This is a genomic window from Natronomonas sp. CBA1123 (assembly GCF_009741925.1).
Lineage (GTDB): Archaea > Halobacteriota > Halobacteria > Halobacteriales > Haloarculaceae > Natronomonas.
The window spans coordinates 16,467-34,254 of record NZ_WPCC01000034.1 but is presented as its reverse complement, the minus strand read 5'-3'; the positions used below and the strand labels follow the sequence as shown (position 1 = coordinate 34,254).

Annotated in this window: 22 protein-coding genes; 10 read left to right on the top strand and 12 right to left on the bottom strand. The window is 65.6% G+C overall.

The window, feature by feature from the left end:
- Positions 1 to 911 (top strand): pyridoxal-phosphate dependent enzyme (locus tag GJ631_RS13760; protein ID WP_156709709.1); only part of this gene is annotated, 911 nt, incomplete at its 5' end.
- Between the two features lie 95 nt (positions 912 to 1,006).
- Positions 1,007 to 1,672 carry a LysE family translocator gene (locus GJ631_RS13755; protein WP_156709708.1) on the top strand — a complete coding sequence of 222 codons (666 nt, stop codon included), beginning with the start codon at positions 1,007 to 1,009 and terminating at the stop codon, positions 1,670 to 1,672.
- Here the strand turns inward: GJ631_RS13755 and GJ631_RS13750 are convergent.
- On the bottom strand, positions 1,667 to 2,365 hold the full coding sequence (locus GJ631_RS13750; protein ID WP_156709707.1) for an HD domain-containing protein: 699 nt from the start codon (positions 2,363 to 2,365) through the stop codon (positions 1,667 to 1,669). The two genes, GJ631_RS13755 and GJ631_RS13750, sit on opposite strands and share 6 nt — an antisense overlap.
- Positions 2,366 to 2,532: 167 nt before the next feature.
- Here GJ631_RS13750 and GJ631_RS13745 point away from each other — a divergent pair, with 167 nt between their 5' ends.
- Together GJ631_RS13745 and GJ631_RS13740 are read left to right on the top strand one after the other, a co-directional pair.
- Positions 2,533 to 3,138, top strand: a complete 606-nt coding sequence (locus GJ631_RS13745; protein WP_156709706.1) for a metal-dependent hydrolase — start codon at positions 2,533 to 2,535, stop codon at positions 3,136 to 3,138.
- A 113-nt stretch (positions 3,139 to 3,251) separates the two neighbouring features.
- The gene (locus GJ631_RS13740) at positions 3,252 to 3,974 is read left to right on the top strand and encodes a GNAT family N-acetyltransferase (protein WP_156709705.1); all 723 of its coding nucleotides are present in this window, start codon (positions 3,252 to 3,254) and stop codon (positions 3,972 to 3,974) included.
- A 15-nt stretch (positions 3,975 to 3,989) separates the two neighbouring features.
- Here GJ631_RS13740 and GJ631_RS13735 read toward each other — a convergent pair whose 3' ends face one another.
- Entirely contained in the window at positions 3,990 to 5,132 is a 1,143-nt protein-coding gene (locus GJ631_RS13735) for an acyl-CoA dehydrogenase family protein (RefSeq protein WP_156709704.1), read from the bottom strand.
- Positions 5,133 to 5,252: 120 nt separating this feature from the next.
- Between GJ631_RS13735 and GJ631_RS13730 the strand changes: the two genes are divergently transcribed.
- Positions 5,253 to 6,065, top strand: a complete 813-nt coding sequence (locus GJ631_RS13730) for an RIO1 family regulatory kinase/ATPase (RefSeq protein ID WP_156709703.1) — start codon at positions 5,253 to 5,255, stop codon at positions 6,063 to 6,065.
- A gap of 6 nt (positions 6,066 to 6,071) precedes the next feature.
- Here the strand turns inward: GJ631_RS13730 and GJ631_RS13725 are convergent, their stop codons facing one another.
- Entirely contained in the window at positions 6,072 to 6,506 is a 435-nt protein-coding gene (locus tag GJ631_RS13725; RefSeq protein ID WP_156709702.1) for a bis(5'-nucleosyl)-tetraphosphatase, read from the bottom strand.
- Positions 6,507 to 6,646: 140 nt separating this feature from the next.
- Here GJ631_RS13725 and GJ631_RS13720 point away from each other — a divergent pair, with 140 nt between their 5' ends.
- Positions 6,647 to 6,976 (top strand): uS10/mL48 family ribosomal protein, encoded by a 330-nt coding sequence (locus GJ631_RS13720; protein WP_156709701.1) that lies wholly within the window; start codon positions 6,647 to 6,649, stop codon positions 6,974 to 6,976.
- On the opposite strand, the gene GJ631_RS13715 is transcribed toward GJ631_RS13720, so the two are convergent.
- A complete protein-coding gene (locus GJ631_RS13715; protein WP_156709700.1) occupies positions 6,973 to 7,407 on the bottom strand; it encodes a hypothetical protein in 435 nt (144 codons plus the stop codon). The two genes, GJ631_RS13720 and GJ631_RS13715, sit on opposite strands and share 4 nt — an antisense overlap.
- 93 nt (positions 7,408 to 7,500) lie before the next feature.
- On the opposite strand from GJ631_RS13715, the gene GJ631_RS13710 reads away from it, so the two are divergent.
- Entirely contained in the window at positions 7,501 to 8,775 is a 1,275-nt protein-coding gene (locus tag GJ631_RS13710) for an amidohydrolase (RefSeq protein ID WP_156709699.1), read from the top strand.
- 86 nt (positions 8,776 to 8,861) lie between these two features.
- On the opposite strand, the gene GJ631_RS13705 is transcribed toward GJ631_RS13710, so the two are convergent.
- Positions 8,862 to 9,188: a transcription factor S gene (locus GJ631_RS13705; RefSeq protein ID WP_156709698.1), complete on the bottom strand. Its 327-nt coding sequence runs from the start codon at positions 9,186 to 9,188 to the stop codon at positions 8,862 to 8,864.
- A gap of 41 nt (positions 9,189 to 9,229) precedes the next feature.
- Complete coding sequence (locus tag GJ631_RS13700; protein WP_156709697.1) at positions 9,230 to 9,487, bottom strand: hypothetical protein; 258 nt, start codon at positions 9,485 to 9,487, stop codon at positions 9,230 to 9,232.
- 86 nt (positions 9,488 to 9,573) lie between these two features.
- Here GJ631_RS13700 and GJ631_RS13695 point away from each other — a divergent pair, with 86 nt between their 5' ends.
- On the top strand, positions 9,574 to 10,857 hold the full coding sequence (locus tag GJ631_RS13695; protein WP_156709696.1) for an MFS transporter: 1,284 nt from the start codon (positions 9,574 to 9,576) through the stop codon (positions 10,855 to 10,857).
- A 22-nt stretch (positions 10,858 to 10,879) separates the two neighbouring features.
- On the opposite strand, the gene GJ631_RS13690 is transcribed toward GJ631_RS13695, so the two are convergent.
- Positions 10,880 to 12,499, bottom strand: coding sequence for a hydroxymethylglutaryl-CoA reductase (locus GJ631_RS13690; RefSeq protein WP_156709695.1), 1,620 nt, complete (start codon positions 12,497 to 12,499; stop codon positions 10,880 to 10,882).
- 234 nt (positions 12,500 to 12,733) lie between these two features.
- Here GJ631_RS13690 and GJ631_RS13685 point away from each other — a divergent pair, with 234 nt between their 5' ends.
- A complete protein-coding gene (locus GJ631_RS13685; protein WP_156709694.1) occupies positions 12,734 to 13,219 on the top strand; it encodes a DUF5797 family protein in 486 nt (161 codons plus the stop codon).
- On the opposite strand, the gene GJ631_RS13680 is transcribed toward GJ631_RS13685, so the two are convergent.
- The gene (locus GJ631_RS13680) at positions 13,216 to 14,244 is read right to left on the bottom strand and encodes a DUF5787 family protein (RefSeq protein ID WP_370518677.1); all 1,029 of its coding nucleotides are present in this window, start codon (positions 14,242 to 14,244) and stop codon (positions 13,216 to 13,218) included. The genes GJ631_RS13685 and GJ631_RS13680 overlap by 4 nt on opposite strands.
- A 91-nt stretch (positions 14,245 to 14,335) precedes the next feature.
- Here GJ631_RS13680 and GJ631_RS13675 point away from each other — a divergent pair, with 91 nt between their 5' ends.
- The gene (locus GJ631_RS13675; protein WP_156709693.1) at positions 14,336 to 15,847 is read left to right on the top strand and encodes an aldehyde dehydrogenase family protein; all 1,512 of its coding nucleotides are present in this window, start codon (positions 14,336 to 14,338) and stop codon (positions 15,845 to 15,847) included.
- 205 nt (positions 15,848 to 16,052) lie between these two features.
- On the opposite strand, the gene GJ631_RS13670 is transcribed toward GJ631_RS13675, so the two are convergent.
- From GJ631_RS13670 to GJ631_RS13655, 4 genes are read right to left on the bottom strand one after another with little or no spacing between them, the layout of a single operon-like run.
- Positions 16,053 to 16,859: a carbon-nitrogen family hydrolase gene (locus GJ631_RS13670; RefSeq protein WP_156709692.1), complete on the bottom strand. Its 807-nt coding sequence runs from the start codon at positions 16,857 to 16,859 to the stop codon at positions 16,053 to 16,055.
- The gene (locus GJ631_RS13665; RefSeq protein ID WP_156709691.1) at positions 16,856 to 17,278 is read right to left on the bottom strand and encodes a CoxG family protein; all 423 of its coding nucleotides are present in this window, start codon (positions 17,276 to 17,278) and stop codon (positions 16,856 to 16,858) included. Before GJ631_RS13665 ends, GJ631_RS13670 begins: the two co-directional genes overlap by 4 nt.
- A gap of 57 nt (positions 17,279 to 17,335) precedes the next feature.
- The gene (locus GJ631_RS13660; RefSeq protein WP_156709690.1) at positions 17,336 to 17,560 is read right to left on the bottom strand and encodes a hypothetical protein; all 225 of its coding nucleotides are present in this window, start codon (positions 17,558 to 17,560) and stop codon (positions 17,336 to 17,338) included.
- A gap of 38 nt (positions 17,561 to 17,598) precedes the next feature.
- Positions 17,599 to 17,787 carry a hypothetical protein gene (locus GJ631_RS13655; protein WP_156709689.1) on the bottom strand — a complete coding sequence of 63 codons (189 nt, stop codon included), beginning with the start codon at positions 17,785 to 17,787 and terminating at the stop codon, positions 17,599 to 17,601.
- Between the last annotated feature and the right edge of the window lies 1 nt (position 17,788).

Below are 17,788 nucleotides of genomic sequence, written 5' to 3'. Positions count from 1 at the left end.
ACATCAAAAACGAGGCGCACAACCCGACGGGGACGGTGACCGACCGCGGCCTCGCCGTCGTCGCCGAGGCCGCCCGCCGGGCCGACGCCGACACGCTCGCCCTGCCGACGACGGGCAACGGTGGACAGTCCGCTGCGGCCTACGCGGCCCGCGCCGGCTTGCTCTCGCGGGTGTTCGTCCCCAGCCGTGCGAACTTCATCAACAAGGCGATGATAAACGTCCACGGCGGCGACATGCGCGTCGTCGAGGGGCGCTTCGACGACGCCCGCGAGACCTACGAGCGCGAACGCGAGGAACTGCCCGCGGCCGACGAAGAGGAGTGGTTCCCCGCCGCCGCATTCGACTCGCCGTTCCGCCACGAGGGGATGAAATCGGTGTACCACGAACTCGCCGCGGACCTCGAGTGGACCGCTCCGGACGCCGTCGTCGTGCCGGTCGGCCACGGGGCGACCGTCTCGGGGCTCTGGAAGGGTGCCCGGGAGTTCGACGAACTCGGCCTCGTCGACGGGACGCCCCGTCTGTACGCGGCCCAACCGGACGGCTGTGCGCCCGTCGTCGAGGCCGTCGAAAGCGGCGACGACCCCGAACCGTGGGAGTACCCCGACACCGTCGTCGGGAGCCTCGAAGTGCCCGACCCTGCTGGCGGACTGCCAGCCGTTGAGGCCATCCGGGCAAGTGGCGGGTCGGGCGTCGCCGTCGACGACGAGGACCTGCTGGACAGCGCGGCGACGGTCGCCCAACACGAGGGACTGGAGGTCAGCGTCGCCTGCGGAGCGGCCGCCGCGGGCGCGTGGGACCTCGCGGATGACGGCGCCTTCGATTCCGACGACACCGTCGTCCTCCTCAACACGGGAACCGGAAACAAGGACGCCGACATCGTCCGCAGTCGGCTGATGGGTCGGGGAATGTAGGCGTTCGTCGGCGTCCTCGGTGACCGCCACCACGAACCGTGTCACGAACTCTCATCACGCCACGCTTTTATTTAGCGGCGTGATACTGCAGGGAGATGACCCTCCTTTCGACGCTTTCGGCGGGCGTGTTGTTCGGGTTGGCGTTGGCGGCGCCACCGGGGCCGATGAACGCCGTCATCGCCGAGGAATCGGTCCTGCGGGGGTGGACCGCCGGGTTCCGCGCCGGATTGGGCGCGATGACCGCCGACGCCGTCTTCCTCGGGTTGGCGCTGCTCGGCGTCGTCGCCGCCATCGAGGAGATGCCGACGCTCCAGTCGGCCATGGTCGGGGTCGGTGGGCTGTTGATGCTGTATTTCGCCTACGGCGCCGCCCGCGGCGCACAGGAGAGCTTTCGGGCCGCCGAGACGCCCGGCGACGAGGATAGCCGTGGCTTCTCGAAGGCGTTCGTCCTCGCGTTGACGAATCCCTATCAGATACTGTTCTGGGTCACAGCGGGCACGGCGCTTCTGACACCCGGCACCGTCGACGTGCTGTCCTACGCCAGCGAGGCGCTGGCTGGCCTCGTCGTCGTCGAGACCGGGAGTCCGGTCTTGCTCGCCGGGCTGTTCGGCGGTATCGGTATCTGGATAACCGGCTTTCCCGCGACGCTGACGGCCGCCCGCCAGCGGATGGAGTCGCTGGCGCCGGCTATCGCCTACGGGAGTGCGGCCGTCCTCGCGGGGTTCGGCGTGTACTTCCTCGCCGACGCCCTCCTTTTATAAGAGGTCGGCGTCGGGGTCCGGCGGCTCCATCTCGGCGATTTCGCCTTCGAGCCACTCCTTGAACCACCGAACGCGCTTGATGCGCTGGTGGGCGATGCTCTCGGCGGTGTCCGACCGGACCCGGGAGATGGCGTCCTCGCCGCGTTCGAGGACGCGTCCGACCATCTCGTTTGCGTCCATGTGGGTCCGGGCCTCATAGCCCATCCGAAGCAACATCAGCGTCGTCCCGTTGGCGCCGACCTTGTCGAGTAGGTCGGCTTCCATGAGACACTGGGTCTCCAGTGGGACGTTCTCGAGGTCACCCTCGTAGGAGTGGGTCTCGACGGCGTCACACACCTGCTCGATGAACGATTCGGGGTAGTCGGTCCGCGAGCGGAGGTACTCGCGGGCGACGCGGGCGCCCGCCTCGGCGTGGACGTCCTGGTCGGCTTCGAGTTTCGCGATGTCGTGAAACAGCGACGCGACACGGGTCACGTCGACGTTTGCCCCTTCCTTTTCGGCGATTTCGATGGCGAGTTCGGTCACGTTGAGGATGTGGTTGTACCGGTACTCCGCGGAGTGCCACGGGTACCACCGCATCCGTCCGCCCTCGTCTTCGCCCTCGACGCTCGCCGCGAGGTAATCGTGGACGAACTGCTTCATCTCCTCGAACTCGTCATCGGAGACGGGCGATTCCCTGATTTCAACACCCATGTATCCCCCTCCGAACGAAAGAGTCGAATGCGTCGGTCATCTTGCCCGAAAAAAGGCAGGTTCGACTCTTTAGGCTTACGACAATGTCACAGCGTGTCGAGGGGTACGGGATACGGTGTCGAACCCCCCGATGTGCTTATACGACCGAACCGCCTTCTTTCGACCGTATGATGCTGCCGACTCACGCGCTCGTCGGGCTCGCGCTCGCGGCGCCGCTTGCGGTGTACGCCCCGGAGCTGGCGCCAGCGGCGCTTCTCGGCGGGCTCCTCGGCGGAATCTTCCCCGACCTCGACCTGTACTCGGGCCACCGGAAGACGCTGCACTACCCGACGCTGTACCCGATTGCGGCGGTGCCGGCAGCCCTCGCGGCGTTCGTCTGGACCGGACCGATTTCGGTCGCTGTCGCCCTGTTCCTGTTGGGCGCGGCACTCCACTGTCGGATGGACGTCTACGGTGGGGGCCTCGAACTCCGGCCGTGGGAAGGTACCTCCGAGCGGGCGGTGTACGACCACACTCGCAAGGAGTGGCTCGCTCCCCGTCGGGCGGTCGCCTACGACGGCTCGCCCGGCGACCTCGCGCTGTCGGCCGCCGTCGGCGTGCCGCTTTTCGTCGTCCTCGACGGCACTTTCGCGTGGGCCGTCGCCGCCGCCCTCGGGGTGGCAGCGGCGTACGTTACGCTACGGCGCCGGCTCGCCGACCTCGCGCCGAGAGTGTTCCGGTACGTCCCCGAACCGTTCGCGGCCTACGTGCCCGAGCGCTACGCGGTGAAGTGACGCTTCGCTCGGAATCGGCTTTTCGTCCCGCTACCCGAACCGCCAGTGAACATCCGTGCAACGTTTAGCGGCGGCGTTCGGTTTTATGACACCGCGGGTCGTACCTCGCGTGTATGGAGGTACGCGAAGCAACGGCAGACGATGGCCCGACGGTACGGTCTCTGGCGCTCCGGTCGATGGAAGCGTCGTACTCACTGAGCCCGAGCACCATCGAGGGGGCGATTCGACAGTGGTACGGGGTCGAGGAATTCGCCGAGAAACTCGAGGACGACGAGGTACAGCTCCTCATCGCCGAGGAGGACGGCGAACCGGTGGCGTTCTCCGAGAGCGTCCTCGTCGACAGTCGCGGCGACATCCACTGGCTCCACGTCGCCGCGATGTACCGTGGACAGGGAATCGGACACGCTCTCTACGAGGAGACCCGCCAGCGCCTCGAAGACGCCGGCGCCGAGACCATCCGCGGACTCGTCCTCGCTGACAACACCGAGGGTAACCGGTTCTGGGAGAAACGCGGACTCACGAAAGTCGGGGAAGGAAGCGTCGAAATCGACGGCACCGCCTTCGTCGAGAACATCTATGTCGACCACGAGGGCTCGGAAATACAGCCCATCGTCGTCGAGGACCGCGAACTGTACGTCGACCGAAGCGACTCCGACCGTGGCTCGAAAGGCGCCTTCTACACCGTCTACTCCGAGGAGGACCGGGAGAACAAGTACGGGTACTACTGTGGTTCCTGTGAATCGCTCGTCACGTCGATGGACTCGATGGGGCGACTGGAGTGTGACTCCTGTGGCAACCAGCTGAAACCGACCCGCTGGGACGCCGCCTACATGTAATCGGGCGGCTCGGTTTTACAGTCCGAGTTCCCGACCCAACACGAGGTGTTGGATTTCGCTGGTTCCCTCGCCGATTTCCATGAGCTTCGCGTCCCGGTAGAACCGCTGGGGCGCGAAGTCAGTGGTGTAGCCGTAGCCGCCGTGGACCTGGACGGCGTCCTCGGCGATTTCGCGGCAGATTTCGGAGGCGTCGAGCTTCGCCAGCGAGGAGATGCGGGTGACGTCTTCGCCGTCGTCGTACATCGTCGCGGCCTTGTGGGTGAGCAGGCGCGCCCGCTCGATTTTCCGGTCCATCGAGACGACCATGTCGCGGACGGCGTCGAACTTCGAGATGGGGCTGCCGAACTGCTCGCGTTCGGTGGCGTACTCCCGTGCGGCCTCGAAGGCGCCGACGCCGAGGCCGGTCGACAGCGCGGCGATGGAGATACGACCGCCGTCTAAGGTCTTCTTCGTCTGGTTCCACCCCTCGCCCTCCTCGCCGAGCAGGCGCTCTTCGGGAACCCGAACGTCGTCGAGTTGGATTTCACAGGTGGGTGAGGCGTTCAGTCCCATCTTGTCCCACACCGTCGACACCTCGAAGCCGTCGTCGTTTTCGGGGTCGACGATGAACGTCGAGATACCGTCGTAGCCCGCGCCGGGTTCGGTGACGGCCTTCACGAGGACGCTGTTCGCGACGCTGGCGTTCGTGATGAACTGTTTGGTGCCGTTGATGACGTACTCGTCGCCGTCCTTCTCGGCCATCGTGTCCATATCGGAGGCGTCGCTCCCGGAGGAGGGTTCGGTGAGCGCCCACGACCCCATGCCCTCGCCTTCCGCCAGCGGCCGGGCCCATTTCTGCTTCTGTTCTTCGGTCCCGAACTTGACGATGGGCATCAGTCCCAGCGAGGTGTGGGCGACGTACGAGAGGCCGACAGACCCGGAGACACGGCCGAGTTCTTCGGCGACGACGGCGTACATGAGGTAGTCGCCGCCGGCACCGCCGTACTCCTCGGGGACGGGAACGCCCATCAAATCGAGGTCCGCCAGTTCTTCGAATATCTCCTCGGGGAAGCGGTGTTCGTCCTCGATGTCCTGTGCGATGGGTTCGAGTTCCGCCTCACAGAAGTCCCGGACGACTTCCCGAATCATCCGATGTTCGTCAGGCAGTGTGAAGTCCATACACACACCTTCGACGGCGCAAAAATAAACGTGCCGCCACGAGCAACCCTCTCGCGTCGATGTGGTCGGCACTCTGCAGAGCGAAATCATTTATCACGCTCGCTGCCGTACCGACTGTGAATGGCATTCCGACGACTCCTCAAGGCGACCGTCCCGGATTCGGCGTTGGAAGCGGTCGCCGAGGAGGTTGCGACCCGCTACGGGGAGTCGTCGGCGGAGTACGAGTCGCTGGATGCCGACAACTGGCTGTCGGTCCCGCTCGTCGTCAACGAGCAATGGTTCGTGAAGGTCATCGCCGACCAACACACCCTGCTTCACGGCCTGTTGACTACAGGGCGGAACCTCGGTGCCTTCTCGTCGGGCACCGAGGGGTTCTTCGAGCGCTTCTCGACGCCCTACGAGATGGCTGAACACGAACTGGAATCGACGAGTCGGATGCACGAACTCGGCATCAACGCCCCCGTCCCCATCGAGGCGTTCGAACACGACGGTTTCGGCGTCCTCGTTTTGGAGTATCTCCCCTCGTTTCGGACGCTCGACGAACTGCCTCCCGAGGAGGCGGAGTCGTTCGCGCCCGAACTGTTCGAGAACCTCTCGCGGATGCACGAGGCGGGCCTCGCCCACGGCGACTTACGCGAGGAGAACGTCCTCGTCGCACCCGACGAGGACGGCGAGGAGGCGCTGTACTTCATCGACGCGACCCGGGTTCGGGCGGAAGCAATCGAGGACGCGACGGCCTACGACCTCGCGTGTGCGCTGGCGTCGCTGGCGCCACACATCGGCGCGACGGTGGCCGTTGAGGCGGCCAGCGAATTCTACTCGGCGGAGCAACTGCTCGCCGCTCGGGAGTTCCTCGACTTCGTGAAGATGCGGCCGGACCACGACTTCGACGGCGCGCTCGTCAAGGGCGAAATCGAGAAGCTGGCCGCCTGAAGCGGCTCACTCCTCGTCGTCCTCGAGTGCCTCGTCGATGAAGTCGTGGGCGTCCTCGAGTATCTCTCGGGGTCCGTCCTGTGTGATGGTGTTGATGGCCTGCTCGTAGTCGCGCCACTGCAGGTCGCGGTGCTCCGAGGACAACTCCGCCGACGCCTCGTAGGACTTGGCGACGAACAGGTGGACCGTCTTGTGGATGGTGTTGCCGTTCGCTTCGAACACGTAGTCGTAATCTTCTCGGAAGCCGTCTAACAGCCGGAAGTCCTCGATTCCGGCCTCCTCTTTCACTTCGCGGATGGCGGTCTGCTGGAGCTCTTCCTCGCCCTCGACGCCGCCTTTGGGGAACTCCCAATCGCCGGGCCGGGACTTGAGCAGCAGGTACTCGCGCCGGCCACGCGTATCGCGAAAGAGGATGGCTCCCGCGCTCGTGGCCTCTATCATTACTTCGGGGTAGTCGGTCATTACGTAAAGGAATATCGGAGCCTCGACGGTGTCACGTCCCGACAGCGACCGTAGGCTCCACCTCCGCCCACTGCGAACCGATAGATGCGTTTTTGAGTGTCGAGCGTGCAGTAGGCTACATGCCCTTCGTCACCACCCTGACGCTCCAAAGCGGGGACCGAGACGTCCTCGAACGCGTCGCCGGGGACATCAAGGAGCGTGCGGAACGCAAGGGCGTCGAGTTGCGTGGGCCACACGCCGAGTCGCCCGACGACCGCTCGGTGCCGCAGTCGAAGCGTCTCGACGCCGACGCAGCGGCCTTCGGCTCGTGGCGGTACACGATTTACACGCGAACCATGGAAATCGTCGGCCACGACGAGTTCGCCCGCAACACCGCTGGCCAGGAGTTCCCGGCCGGCGTCCACATCGACGTCGACGTCGAGCGCGTCTCCGCACCCGGCTCCCGTTAGGCTAACTCGGTGAACCGAATCGACCCCCTCCGTATCCGAACGTCCAGCGTCGACTGTGCGTCCGGCCGGTACCAGTCGTAGCTGTCGGTCGGTCCGTCGTCGGTCGCGATTCGAACCCGGAGCGGCGCGTTCGGGAGGGACCCGGCTGCGAGGCTGAACGCACCCCCGTCCGCGCTGAGCGTCGTCCGCTCGACGAGTATCTGTTCGAGGTCGCTCGTCGCCGGCGTTCTCGTGGTTTCGGTCGCGTTTTCGCCGTCGCTCGGTTCGGGCAGTTCGTAGATTCGAAGCGTCACCCGGAGCTCCGTGTCGGACTCGTTGGTGACGAAAAGCGGTGTCGACGTTCGCCGCGAACCGGGGTCGCCACAGCCGGCCAATCCGGCGGTGACGGCGACCCCGACTGCGGTCAGCGCCCGCCGACGTGACACGTCCATACCCGACGTAGCCGCCGGGACTCAAAGAGGGTGTCGCGTCCCGTCGGCGACCCAATCGCGGAGGCTTATACTCGCGGGGGCCCACGTCCCGGTATGAGCACTGACCGCCGCAGTCGTCTGGTCGCGTTGCGCCGTGAACTGCACCGCCACCCCGAACCCGCATGGACGGAGTTCTGGACGACTTCCCGCATCGTCGAGGAACTGCGCTCCGTCGGCGTCGACGAACTGTACGTCGGCCGCGACGCCCTCGGCGAGGAACGCCTCTCGGTACCCGACGAGACGGAACTCGCCGAGTGGGCCGACCGTGCCCGCGAGGCCGGCGCCGACCCCGAACTGCTGGAGTCGATGGCCGGCGGTTGGACCGGTTGTGTCGCCGTCATCGAACAGGGCGACGGTCCTGTCGTCGGGTTGCGCGTCGACATCGACGGCCTCCCGCGTGAGGAGTCGACCGACGACGACCACCACCCCGCACGCGAGGGGTTCCGTTCGGAGACCGGGGCGATGCACGCCTGCGGCCACGACGCCCACGCCACCATCGGTATCGGCGTCATCGAGGCCATCAAGGAAAGCGACTTCTCGGGGACGCTGAAGGTGTTCTTCCAACCCGCCGAGGAGGTCATCGGCGGCGGCAAGCCGATGTCGGAATCCGGCCATCTCGACGACGTGGCGTACCTCTTTGCGCTCCACGTCGGCCTCGGTTTCTCCACCGGCGAGGTCGTCGCTGGCATCGGCGACATGCTCGCAGTCACGCAGTTCTACACGGAGTTCAGCGGCTATCCGGGCCACGCCGGCGCACGCCCCGAGGAGGGCCGCAACGCGGTGCAAGCGATGGCGACGGCCGTCCAGAACCTCTACGGGATTCCCCGTCACAGCAAGGGCGCCTCGCGGGTCAACGCCGGCCGGGTCGGCGGCGGCACGGCGACGAACATCATCCCCGAGGAGGCGTTCGTCCACGGCGAGGTCCGCGGCGAGACGACCGAAATACGTGATTACACCTTCGAACGCGCCGAGAAGGTCTTCGAGGGCGCGGCCATCTCCCACGACTGTGAGGTCGACATCGAAATCGAAGGGGAAGCCCCCTCGGCCGAGAGCGACGAGGCGCTCGTCGACGTCGTTCACTCGGTGTCGTCGACGCACCCCGAGGTGACACAGCCGACTCGCCGTGGCTCACTCGGCGGTAGCGAGGACGCGACCTTCCTCATGCAGTACGTCCAGGACAACGGCGGACTCGCCACCTACGTCGGCATCGGAACCGACCACCCCGGCGGCCACCACACCGCCACGTTCGACGTAGACGAGGACTCCCTAGAAATCGGCGTCGACGTGCTGAGTGAGGCCATCGAGTCCGTCAGTCACGAGCGACCGTAGAACCGTTCATACGGATTGTTGTAGTCTTGTACCGAGCAGCGCCAGACGAGCCGGCGCTGACCGGTACATCGTTACAACAATCCGTATCAGTGGTCGTCCTCGCGCCACTTGTGGTCGCACTCGACGCAGGTGAAAAAGCGGGTCTCGGACTCGTCGGCGGCGCGAATCTGTTTCATCTCGTAGCGAGCGCGGTCGTGGCCACACTTCGGGCAGTTGACCTTCGTCGTCGGGCCGATTTCGGCGTCGTCGACTTCGGACATGTCGACCGGGCCGCTGTCGGTGTCCTGGCCCTCCGTCGTCGTCATGCTCGCTTCGTTTTCGGTGTCGCGGGCCTTCTCGAAGCCGCAGGACTGACACACCCACATGCCGTCCTCGCTGTGCATCATCGAGCCGCACTCGTCGCAGAACTCCATATCCGTGTGTGACGGTACGGGCCGTATTTAAGCGGCGGGGTTCAAGCGTCTCCCTCGGATTGGCCGGGTTCGCCGAGCGCTTCCTCCGGGAGGTAGCCGAACAACTCGTCGCGCAACTCGGCGGCGGAGTCGAACGCCTCACTCGGCACGTCGGCGACGAGGCCGCCGAGGTTCGTCTCGCCATCGGCGTACTCCAGCGTCACGTCGTCCAGTTCGGTCGTGGCCGATTCGCGCGACACTGGATACGACAACGCCTCCAGCGGTTCGTCGATGCGGCTCAGTTTGACAGTTCGTGTCATGAATACACTCCGGTCGCTGTGGGCAAAACTCCGTCGGCGTTCCGTCTTCGGAAGGGTGATAGGACTCCTCCCCGTCGATTCGGTAGATGTTCGGGACGGACCGTCGGGTCATCGTGCTCGCGTTGGCGCGGATGGCCGACGCCGTCGCCAACTCGTTTCTCATCATCGTCCTGCCGCTGTACATCGCCAGCGGCGAACTCGCCCTGCCGGGGTTCGAAGGCATCTCGGTGCTCGGAATCCCGCTCACCATCGAGTTGCTCATCGGCGTGGCGCTGTCGCTGTTCGGCTTTTTGAACAGTTTCGCCCAGCCCTTCACCGGGCGGCTCTCGGACCGAACCGGCCGCCGGAAAATCTACATCCTCTTCGGGCTGACGGTGCTTGCGGTCACCTCCGTCGCCTACGCCGTCGTCGACAGCTACGAGGCGCTGCTCGTCGTCCGCGCGCTGCAGGGGCTCGGTGGCGCCTTCGTCATCCCGACGACCATCGCCTTGGTCAACGACCTCGCCCGCAGCGACGCCGAACGCGGCGGCAACTTCGGCGTGTTCAACACCTTCCGACTCATCGGCTTCGGCTTCGGGCCCGTCGTCGCCGGCCTCGTCGTCCAAGGTGGCCCATACGCGCTTCCGACCGGCGTGACGCTGTCGGGGTTCAACGCCGCCTTCGGCGTCGCCGTCGTCGGCGCGCTCGTCAGTTTCACGCTGGTGACGCTGCTCATCAGTGACCCGCCGAGTACGGAGGCCGACGCCTCCGACGACCTCTCCGTGTCGGTGCTGGGCGAAGACAGACTGTTCGACCCCGTGTTCGTCCTCGGCGTCGGCACGCTGTTTATGGCCATCTCGATTGCGCTGTTCGCGACGCTGCAGGAGCCGGTCAACGCCCGACTGGGTCAGGGTTCGACGTGGTTCGGAATCCAGTTTTCGGCGGTCGTCATCGCCAACGTCGTCCTCCAGGTCCCTATCGGCTGGGCTGCCGACCGCATCGGTCGGAAACCGTTCCTCGTCGGCGGGCTCGTCATCCTCGCGCCGGCGGTGCTCGCACAGGGACTCGTCACCTCGCCGTTGAACATGCTTTATGCCCGCCTCGCTCACGGGGTTGCGGTCGCGATGGTGTTCGCACCCGCGCTGGCGGTCGCCGGCGACCTCGCCAAGGAGGGACAGTCCGGAACGACGCTGTCGGTGCTGACGATGGCCTTCGGGTTCGGTACCGCAATCGGGCCGCTTGCCTCCGGCGTCCTGTTCGGCTACGGCTTCGTCGTCCCCTTCGCCTTCGGGGCGGCGCTGGCGCTGGCGGCGCTCGTCTTGGTCGCGACACAGGTCGAAGAAACGCTCGAAGGCGCGGTCGTTCCGGATTTCGTTCCCGGCGGCGATTAGCGAGACGGCGCCGCGGTTTCGCCTATCGGTTCCGACCGAGCGACTCGTGGCTGGTCACCCAGTCCGACGCCGAGATGGCGGCACCGAGCGATATTTCGCCAGCAAGCACGGTTGCGGCGGCGATTTCGGCGAGTTTGTTGACGTTGCCGGGGCCGGCACAGTCGAGGATTTCGAGACACTCCTGCTGGGTCGCCATTCCCGTCCCGCCGCCGTAGGTGGCGACGATGAGCGAGGGGATGGTCACCGAGATGTGCAGCGAGTCGTCGTCGAGCAGCGTCGTGTTGAGGATGGCAGCCGAGGATTCGGCGACGTTGGCCTCGTCCTGCCCGGTAGCGATGAACAGCGAAGCCAGTCCGTTCGCCGGGTGGGCGCCGTTGGTGTTCGCACCGGAGAAGAACGACCCGATGGTCGCGATTTTGCTGTGGTGGGCGAGGCTGTCGGGTTCGGCACCGAGGTGGTGGATGCAGGTGTCGCGGTCCAGCGTCACTTCGGCGGTGACGCGCTTGCCGCGGGTCATCATGTCGTTGACTTTCGAGGCCTTCTTGTCGGTTGCGAAGTTGCCCTCGAGATAGAAGTTCTCGACGTAACCGGGGTACTCCTGCAGCACCCAGTTACACGCCGCGAAGGTGGCTTTTCCGACCATGTTCTGTCCGGCGGCGTCGCCCGTCTGGAAACTGAACCGCAGGTGGGCGAAGTTGTTGGTCATGTAGTCCTCGATTTCGACCAACTCGGCGACGCTGGAGGTCTCCTCGGCCTTCTCCTTGACCGTGTCGTAGTGCTCGAACACCCAATCGCGGAAGTCACGGGCGTTGCGGGCGTCCTCGAAGACGAAGACGGGCGCGCGATTCATCCGGTCGTTGACGACCGTGGTCTTCGCGCCGCCCGAGAGGTTGATGGCCTTCATCCCACGGCTGTAGGAGGCGACGAGCGTCCCTTCCGTGGTCGCCATCGGAATCGGGTACTCGCCGTCGGCGTACTCGCCGTTGATTTTGACCGGTCCGGCGAGGCCGAGCGGCATCTGAGCGACGCCGATGAAGTTCTCGATGTTGCCCTCGCCGCGGGCGGCGTCGAAGGAGAACTCCGGGACGTGTTCGAGTTCGGCGCCGGTCTTCTCCTCGAGGTACTCGTGGCGTTCGGCGATGGCCTCTTCGCTGTAGTTGTCGTCGTCCGAGCGCGGAATGCCGGGGATGGCGTCCTCCCCGCGGATGGTGTCGCCGATTTCCAGCGTGAGTTCGCCGAACGGTTCGGCGACGAAGTCGACGTGGATGTCGTGGTCGCCCGTCGGGAGGTTCATGTCCTCGACGACGACGGTGACGGTTCGGCCAACCGGGAACTGAATCGGACTGTCCTCGGTGACTTCGTCGAGTTGGAAGGAGTCGCCGTCGGCGGTCACCAGTCGGACCCGCTCGGAGTCGACCTCGTCGCCGTTGATGACGAGGCGGTTGATGCCGGCGAACTTCGCGTCCTGCAGCCGGTTTTTCACCTCGAACTCGACACCCCGGTCGGTGTCTTTCAGACTCCCGTAGGTGTACAGTCGTTTGAGTATCTTCTCGGGAATGTCGAGGGAGACGAATCCACCCGACCCCACGATGTTGGCGTAGATGCGCTTCAGAATCCCACTGTCTGGCGTTGGTATAACCATGGGCGTGCCTCATGCTCCGAGCATACTGTAAAAAAGATTGTGTAGAAAACATACTATCACCTAAATGAATAAATACTGTCAATTCAGCTATATCGCTTAATTAGCCGGAATGAGCCGGTTTGCGGGCTGTTCTCGTACCGGCTGGCACGGTCTCTCGTGGTGTTCGGTCGGGTGTCAGACGTGTCCGGGACGACTCCGACCCTTTTTCTAGGAGTCGGCACCTACCCACTCCACATGACCCTCTCGGAGGAGGCCGAATCCCGGTTGGCGGACATCGTCGCCCTCCAGCCGACGAAGAACGGCGTGTTACAGGAGCGGTGGGGCATGGACAGCGGCAGCGAGGTCCACCAGTACCTCGAGAACGAACTGAAGGAGTACTACTACCGCGACGAGGACAGCCTCATCCGGGCGACGCCGGAGGCCGCCGCCCTGGTCGGCATGGACGACAGCGAGGAAATCGTCCGCGTGCCCGAACTGCAGGCCCGAATCATCGACGTACTCGCCGGCCCCGACGAGGACTCCCAAAGCGTCGTCTCCGTCCTCCACGACCTCCGTGATGTCGGCGTCGACAGCGACCCCGACGCGGTCCGGTCGGGACTGCGCAGTCTCAAAGACAAAGGTATCGTCTCGTTGGTCCGCAAGACCGTTCCCACCTTCCGACTCGCCGTCGAGCGCGACACCATCGAAGTCGAAGTGCTGGCAGACCCAGTCGAGAGCTAACGGCGCCGTCGTCGCTTTTCCGCGAGCAGCCGTTTTATCGCCGCTCCCGGCCCGCCACCGATGGGCCACTCCTTCGCGCGCCAGACGGGCGGTTCGGGTTCGAACGACCGACAGCGGGCCGAACACTCCGCGGCGGTCTGTTCGCGTCCCTTCGCCGCACACCGCGGAAACGGTCCCGCTGGCTCGGCCACCTCGAAGTGCCGGCAGTCCGGTCGCATCGTGTCGGCGTATGAGCGCCAGCCACGCTCGTAGGCCCGCTCGGCGATTTCGAGTCGTTTGCGCCGCTTCCAGTCGGGGTCGGCGTACTCGAAGCGGGCCGCTGAAGCGTCGTATTCGCCCCCCTCAGGTCGGTCGAGGATTCGCGTTCCCGGCCCGGACACCGAAAGCGAGCGGGGGTTCCACACCGGTTCGGCACGCCAGCCCTCTGGCCCTTCCGACACCGCGAGGATGCCCACCTCGACGGGTATCGCCTCCAGTAGCGCCGGTTCGACCTCCTCGCGGGTCGCCTCCGTCGCCAGCCACACCTCGTCGGCCAGTCCCAGCGCCACGTCGTGTTCGAGTTGTTCGGCCAGCACGCGGGCCGCCGAGGCGTCGAGGTCCGGTTTGTTCTCGATGGCGACGATGCGGTCGACCCACCCGGGATATCGGTAGCGCCGCCGTAACTCGATTCGGTTGCCGTCCTTTCGGGTCTCGACGAACCCGCGGTCGGCCGCCCTGTGGACTGCCTCCCGGACGTAGCGCCACGGGTAGCCCGGGTCCGGAAGCGCCTCCCGGTAGTACGTCCAGGAGGCTGGCGCGTTCCGGGAGACGTGGAGCAAATCCGAATCCAGTCGGTCCTCGCCGAACGGCGCGCGTCCGTCAAGGCCCGCCTCGGTCGTCTCCACGACGACGGTGTCCCAGCGGCGCCGCTTGGTGCCGAGTTGCCGGGCGACGAGTGCGGTGGCGTCCTCGCCTGCGGCACCCACGGGCGGCCAGTTCCGCTCGGCCCACGCACACACCCGCAACTCGAAGCCGAACTCCTTCACGCTCGGCGGTGGGAACCGGGGCGACGTAAGCGGTTCGCTGCAGTTCGTTCGCCGACCATCTTTTTCACGCCCGGCGTGCAAATATTGCCGCATGGCCGAGTACGACCACTACATCGGCGGCGAGTGGGTGAGCGGCGACGGCGACGAGTTCGCAAGCGAGAATCCGGCGACCGGCGAGATGCTCGGGACCTTTCCCCGGGGCACCGACTCGGAGGTCGACCGGGCGCTTTCGGCGGCCGATGACGCCTTCGAGGAGTGGCGGAACCTCTCGTACATCGACCGCGCGGAGTACCTCTGGGAGATTTACCACGAACTCCGTGACCGCCACGAAGAGTTGGGCGAAATCGTCACCAAGGAGTGCGGTAAGGAAATCTCGGAGGGGAAAGCCGACGTGACCGAAGCGTGGCACATGGTCGAGTGGGCGGCGGGCAACGCACGCCACCCCCACGGCGACGTGGTTCCCTCAGAAATCGCGAGCAAGGACGCCTACATGCGCCGGAAACCGCGCGGCGTCGTGGGGTGTATCACGCCGTGGAACTTCCCCGTCGCCATCCCGTTTTGGCACATGGCGGTCACGCTCGTCGAGGGCAACACCGTCGTCTGGAAACCCGCAGAACAGACGCCATGGTGCGGCCAAATCGTCGCGGAGATGTTCGACGATACCGGGATTCCCGACGGCGTTTTCAACATGGTACAGGGGTTCGGCGACGCCGGCGCCGCAATCGTCGACGACGAGCGCGTCGACACCGTTCTCTTCACCGGCAGCGCCGAGGTGGGTCACTCCATCGCGGATACGGTCGGCGGGACGCCCGGCAAACTCGCCGCCTGCGAGATGGGCGGCAAGAACGGTATCGTCGTCACCGAGGAGGCCGACCTCGACGTGGCCGTCCACTCCGCGGTGATGTCGAGTTTCAAGACGACGGGCCAGCGCTGTGTGTCCAGCGAGCGACTCATCGTCCACACCGACGTGTACGACGAGTTCAAACAGCGCTTCGTCGACCTCGCGGAATCCGTTGCGGTCGGCGACCCACTCGACGAGGGGACGTTCATGGGCCCGGTCGTCGACGAGGACCAAGTCGAGAAGTTCGGCCGGTACAGCGACCTCGCTCGCGAGGAGGGCGCGAACGTGTTGGTCGACCGCGAGGAACTCGCCGCCGACGAGATTCCGGACGGCCACGAGGGCGGCCACTGGGTCGGCCCGTTCGTCTACGAAATCGACTACGACCCCGAGTTGCGCTGTCTCAACGAGGAGGTGTTCGGGCCTCACGTCGCGTTGGTCGAGTACGACGGCGGCATCGAACGCGCCGTCGAGATTCACAACGACACGCCGTACGGACTCGCGGGGTCGATAATCAGCGAGGACTACCGCCAAATCAACTACTACCGCGACCACGCCGAGGTAGGGCTCGCCTACGGGAACCTCCCGTGTATCGGTGCGGAGGTGCAGTTGCCGTTCGGCGGCGTGAAGAAATCCGGCAACGGCTACCCATCCGCCCGGGAGGTCATCGAGGCGGTCACCGAGCGGACGGCGTGGACGCTGAACAACTCTCGAGACATCGAGATGGCACAGGGCCTCTCCGCGGACATCAAGACCGAAGAATAGCCGTCACTTTCGGGGTGTAGTTCGTCGAAGACGGAACGAGGGGGGTGGTGGCGCCGGACACCGGGCAAATCCGGCGCAGGTGGGTGGACGGGTTTGCGGCGGACGTTGGTTCTGCCGTCACGACGAGAAAAGCGTCGTTCAGGCAAGTCATCGTAAGCCGGGATGTCTTATAAACCCTCGTTTGCCGGCCGACGTACGTCAGACGTTATCGTCTGTCTTCCAGTGCCGGGAACTCCTCTCGAACCGCCTTGACGCGTTCGGGGTCACAGTCGGCGTACACGATAGTCGGGTCGTCGGCGGCGGACGCGAGCGTCGTCCCCCAGGGGTCGTAGACGGTCGAGCGGCCGACGAGTGTCGCGTCCTCGAAGGTCGCCGACCCGTTGACCGCGCCGACGTAGATGAGGTTCTCGACGGCTCGCGCACGCGGGAGGAGTTTCCAATGTTCGACGCGGGGGTAGGGCCACGCGCTCGGCACCAACACCAGCGTCACGCCCGAATCGACGAGCTGGCGGTACTGTTCGGGAAATCGGAGGTCGTAGCAGGTCGTCACGCCGACGGTGTGGCCGCCGAGTTCCGCCGTCTGTAGGCCCTCGCCCGGAACGAGCAGCTCCGCTTCCGCGGAATCGTAGCCGAAGAGGTGGCGTTTCCGGTAGACGAGTCGCCGCTCGCCGTCGGAATCGAACAGCACCGCGGTGTTCGCATACCCCTCCTCTGCGGGGACCGACTCCCCCGCGTCGGCGGAGGCCGCGAGGTCCTCGACGACCGTCCCCGCGAGGACAGATACGTCGTGTTCGGCCGCCGCAGCACTGATTCGTCGATGGGTCTCGCCACCTAGCTGTTCGGCGTTGCGGGCGTAGGCGTCGAAGGCGAAGTAGCCCACGTCGAATATCTCCGGGAGCGCGACGCAGTCGGCGCCCTCCTCGGCGGCGCGTTCGATGGCATCGACCGCGCGGTCGACGTTCGAATCGACCGCCGCGGCCTCGACTTCCAGTTGTGCGAGTGCGAGTCTCATAAGTCGAGGTCACGTCGGATGGCGGCTTCGAGGTTCTCCAGTTCTCCGTCGAGTTGTTTCTTGAAGTATCGCTCGACGCCCGGGATTTTCCCGTCGACGACGAAGCGGTTCGTCAGTCGAGTGCCGCCGTCGTTCGGTTCGAGGGTGTGTTCGCCCTGAACGCGCATCGCCTTCGAGCGACCGATGAACTTCACGTAGCGTGGTTCGTCGTGTCGGAGCTCCTCCGTCTCGACGGCAATGGTCCTGTTCATCCGCGGAATCGGCAGGCGGACGTGCCACGTCGCGGTGTCCGCGCCGGTCACTTCGTACTCCTCGACGACGCTAATCGAGCGGGCGCGCCGCTCGGGGTCGGCGATGAACTCCCACACCGCCTCCGGTGGGGCGGCGAACTCGAAGACGCGTTCGACGCGGACGGTCATATCGAACCGACGTGGCGGGCCACTAAAAGAGCGACTGTTGCGGCCGTCCCGTGGGGGTCATTCCGGTGTGACGCGCCAGGTCGTCGAGCGCGCCCGCGACCACTTTTCGATGTCGACGTCCTCGGAGTGTTCCGCGAGGCGCGGGAGGCGTGCACCGACCTGCTTGGCGGTGAGGCCGATGGCGTCCGCGATGTGTTTCGCGCGGAAATAGCGGTCACCACCGTGGGCGCGCTCCCGGAGGTATCCGAGAATACGCTCGTCTTCGTCGCTCAGTTCGCTCATATGCTCCATTGGGCACGCAGCGGCTTAAGGCCCTTCCTTTACTCGAAGACGTGGTAGGCGGCGACGGCGAGCGAGCCGGCCAACATCGCCACACCGAACGCCGCGCCCGATGCGGCCTGGTCGCCCGTGATGCCGAACACTGCCATCCCGACGGCGCCGAGGCCGGCGACGACGGCGAACAGAAGCGGGAAGCCGACGCGTTTGTCCGTAGCTGAAGCGGTCTCCATA

Coding starts and splice junctions, on each gene's coding strand:
- GJ631_RS13690 (WP_156709695.1), bottom strand. CDS start 12,499: ATGGTTATACCAACGCCAGACAGTGGGATTCTGAAGCGCATCTACGCC.
- GJ631_RS13710 (WP_156709699.1), top strand. CDS start 7,501: ATGAGCACTGACCGCCGCAGTCGTCTGGTCGCGTTGCGCCGTGAACTG.
- GJ631_RS13695 (WP_156709696.1), top strand. CDS start 9,574: ATGTTCGGGACGGACCGTCGGGTCATCGTGCTCGCGTTGGCGCGGATG.
- GJ631_RS13660 (WP_156709690.1), bottom strand. CDS start 17,560: ATGAGCGAACTGAGCGACGAAGACGAGCGTATTCTCGGATACCTCCGG.
- GJ631_RS13750 (WP_156709707.1), bottom strand. CDS start 2,365: ATGGGTGTTGAAATCAGGGAATCGCCCGTCTCCGATGACGAGTTCGAG.
- GJ631_RS13720 (WP_156709701.1), top strand. CDS start 6,647: ATGCCCTTCGTCACCACCCTGACGCTCCAAAGCGGGGACCGAGACGTC.
- GJ631_RS13665 (WP_156709691.1), bottom strand. CDS start 17,278: ATGACCGTCCGCGTCGAACGCGTCTTCGAGTTCGCCGCCCCACCGGAG.
- GJ631_RS13655 (WP_156709689.1), bottom strand. CDS start 17,787: ATGGAGACCGCTTCAGCTACGGACAAACGCGTCGGCTTCCCGCTTCTG.
- GJ631_RS13705 (WP_156709698.1), bottom strand. CDS start 9,188: ATGGAGTTCTGCGACGAGTGCGGCTCGATGATGCACAGCGAGGACGGC.
- GJ631_RS13745 (WP_156709706.1), top strand. CDS start 2,533: ATGATGCTGCCGACTCACGCGCTCGTCGGGCTCGCGCTCGCGGCGCCG.
- GJ631_RS13715 (WP_156709700.1), bottom strand. CDS start 7,407: ATGGACGTGTCACGTCGGCGGGCGCTGACCGCAGTCGGGGTCGCCGTC.
- GJ631_RS13725 (WP_156709702.1), bottom strand. CDS start 6,506: ATGATAGAGGCCACGAGCGCGGGAGCCATCCTCTTTCGCGATACGCGT.
- GJ631_RS13730 (WP_156709703.1), top strand. CDS start 5,253: ATGGCATTCCGACGACTCCTCAAGGCGACCGTCCCGGATTCGGCGTTG.
- GJ631_RS13755 (WP_156709708.1), top strand. CDS start 1,007: ATGACCCTCCTTTCGACGCTTTCGGCGGGCGTGTTGTTCGGGTTGGCG.
- GJ631_RS13740 (WP_156709705.1), top strand. CDS start 3,252: ATGGAGGTACGCGAAGCAACGGCAGACGATGGCCCGACGGTACGGTCT.
- GJ631_RS13670 (WP_156709692.1), bottom strand. CDS start 16,859: ATGAGACTCGCACTCGCACAACTGGAAGTCGAGGCCGCGGCGGTCGAT.
- GJ631_RS13685 (WP_156709694.1), top strand. CDS start 12,734: ATGACCCTCTCGGAGGAGGCCGAATCCCGGTTGGCGGACATCGTCGCC.
- GJ631_RS13675 (WP_156709693.1), top strand. CDS start 14,336: ATGGCCGAGTACGACCACTACATCGGCGGCGAGTGGGTGAGCGGCGAC.
- GJ631_RS13735 (WP_156709704.1), bottom strand. CDS start 5,132: ATGGACTTCACACTGCCTGACGAACATCGGATGATTCGGGAAGTCGTC.
- GJ631_RS13700 (WP_156709697.1), bottom strand. CDS start 9,487: ATGACACGAACTGTCAAACTGAGCCGCATCGACGAACCGCTGGAGGCG.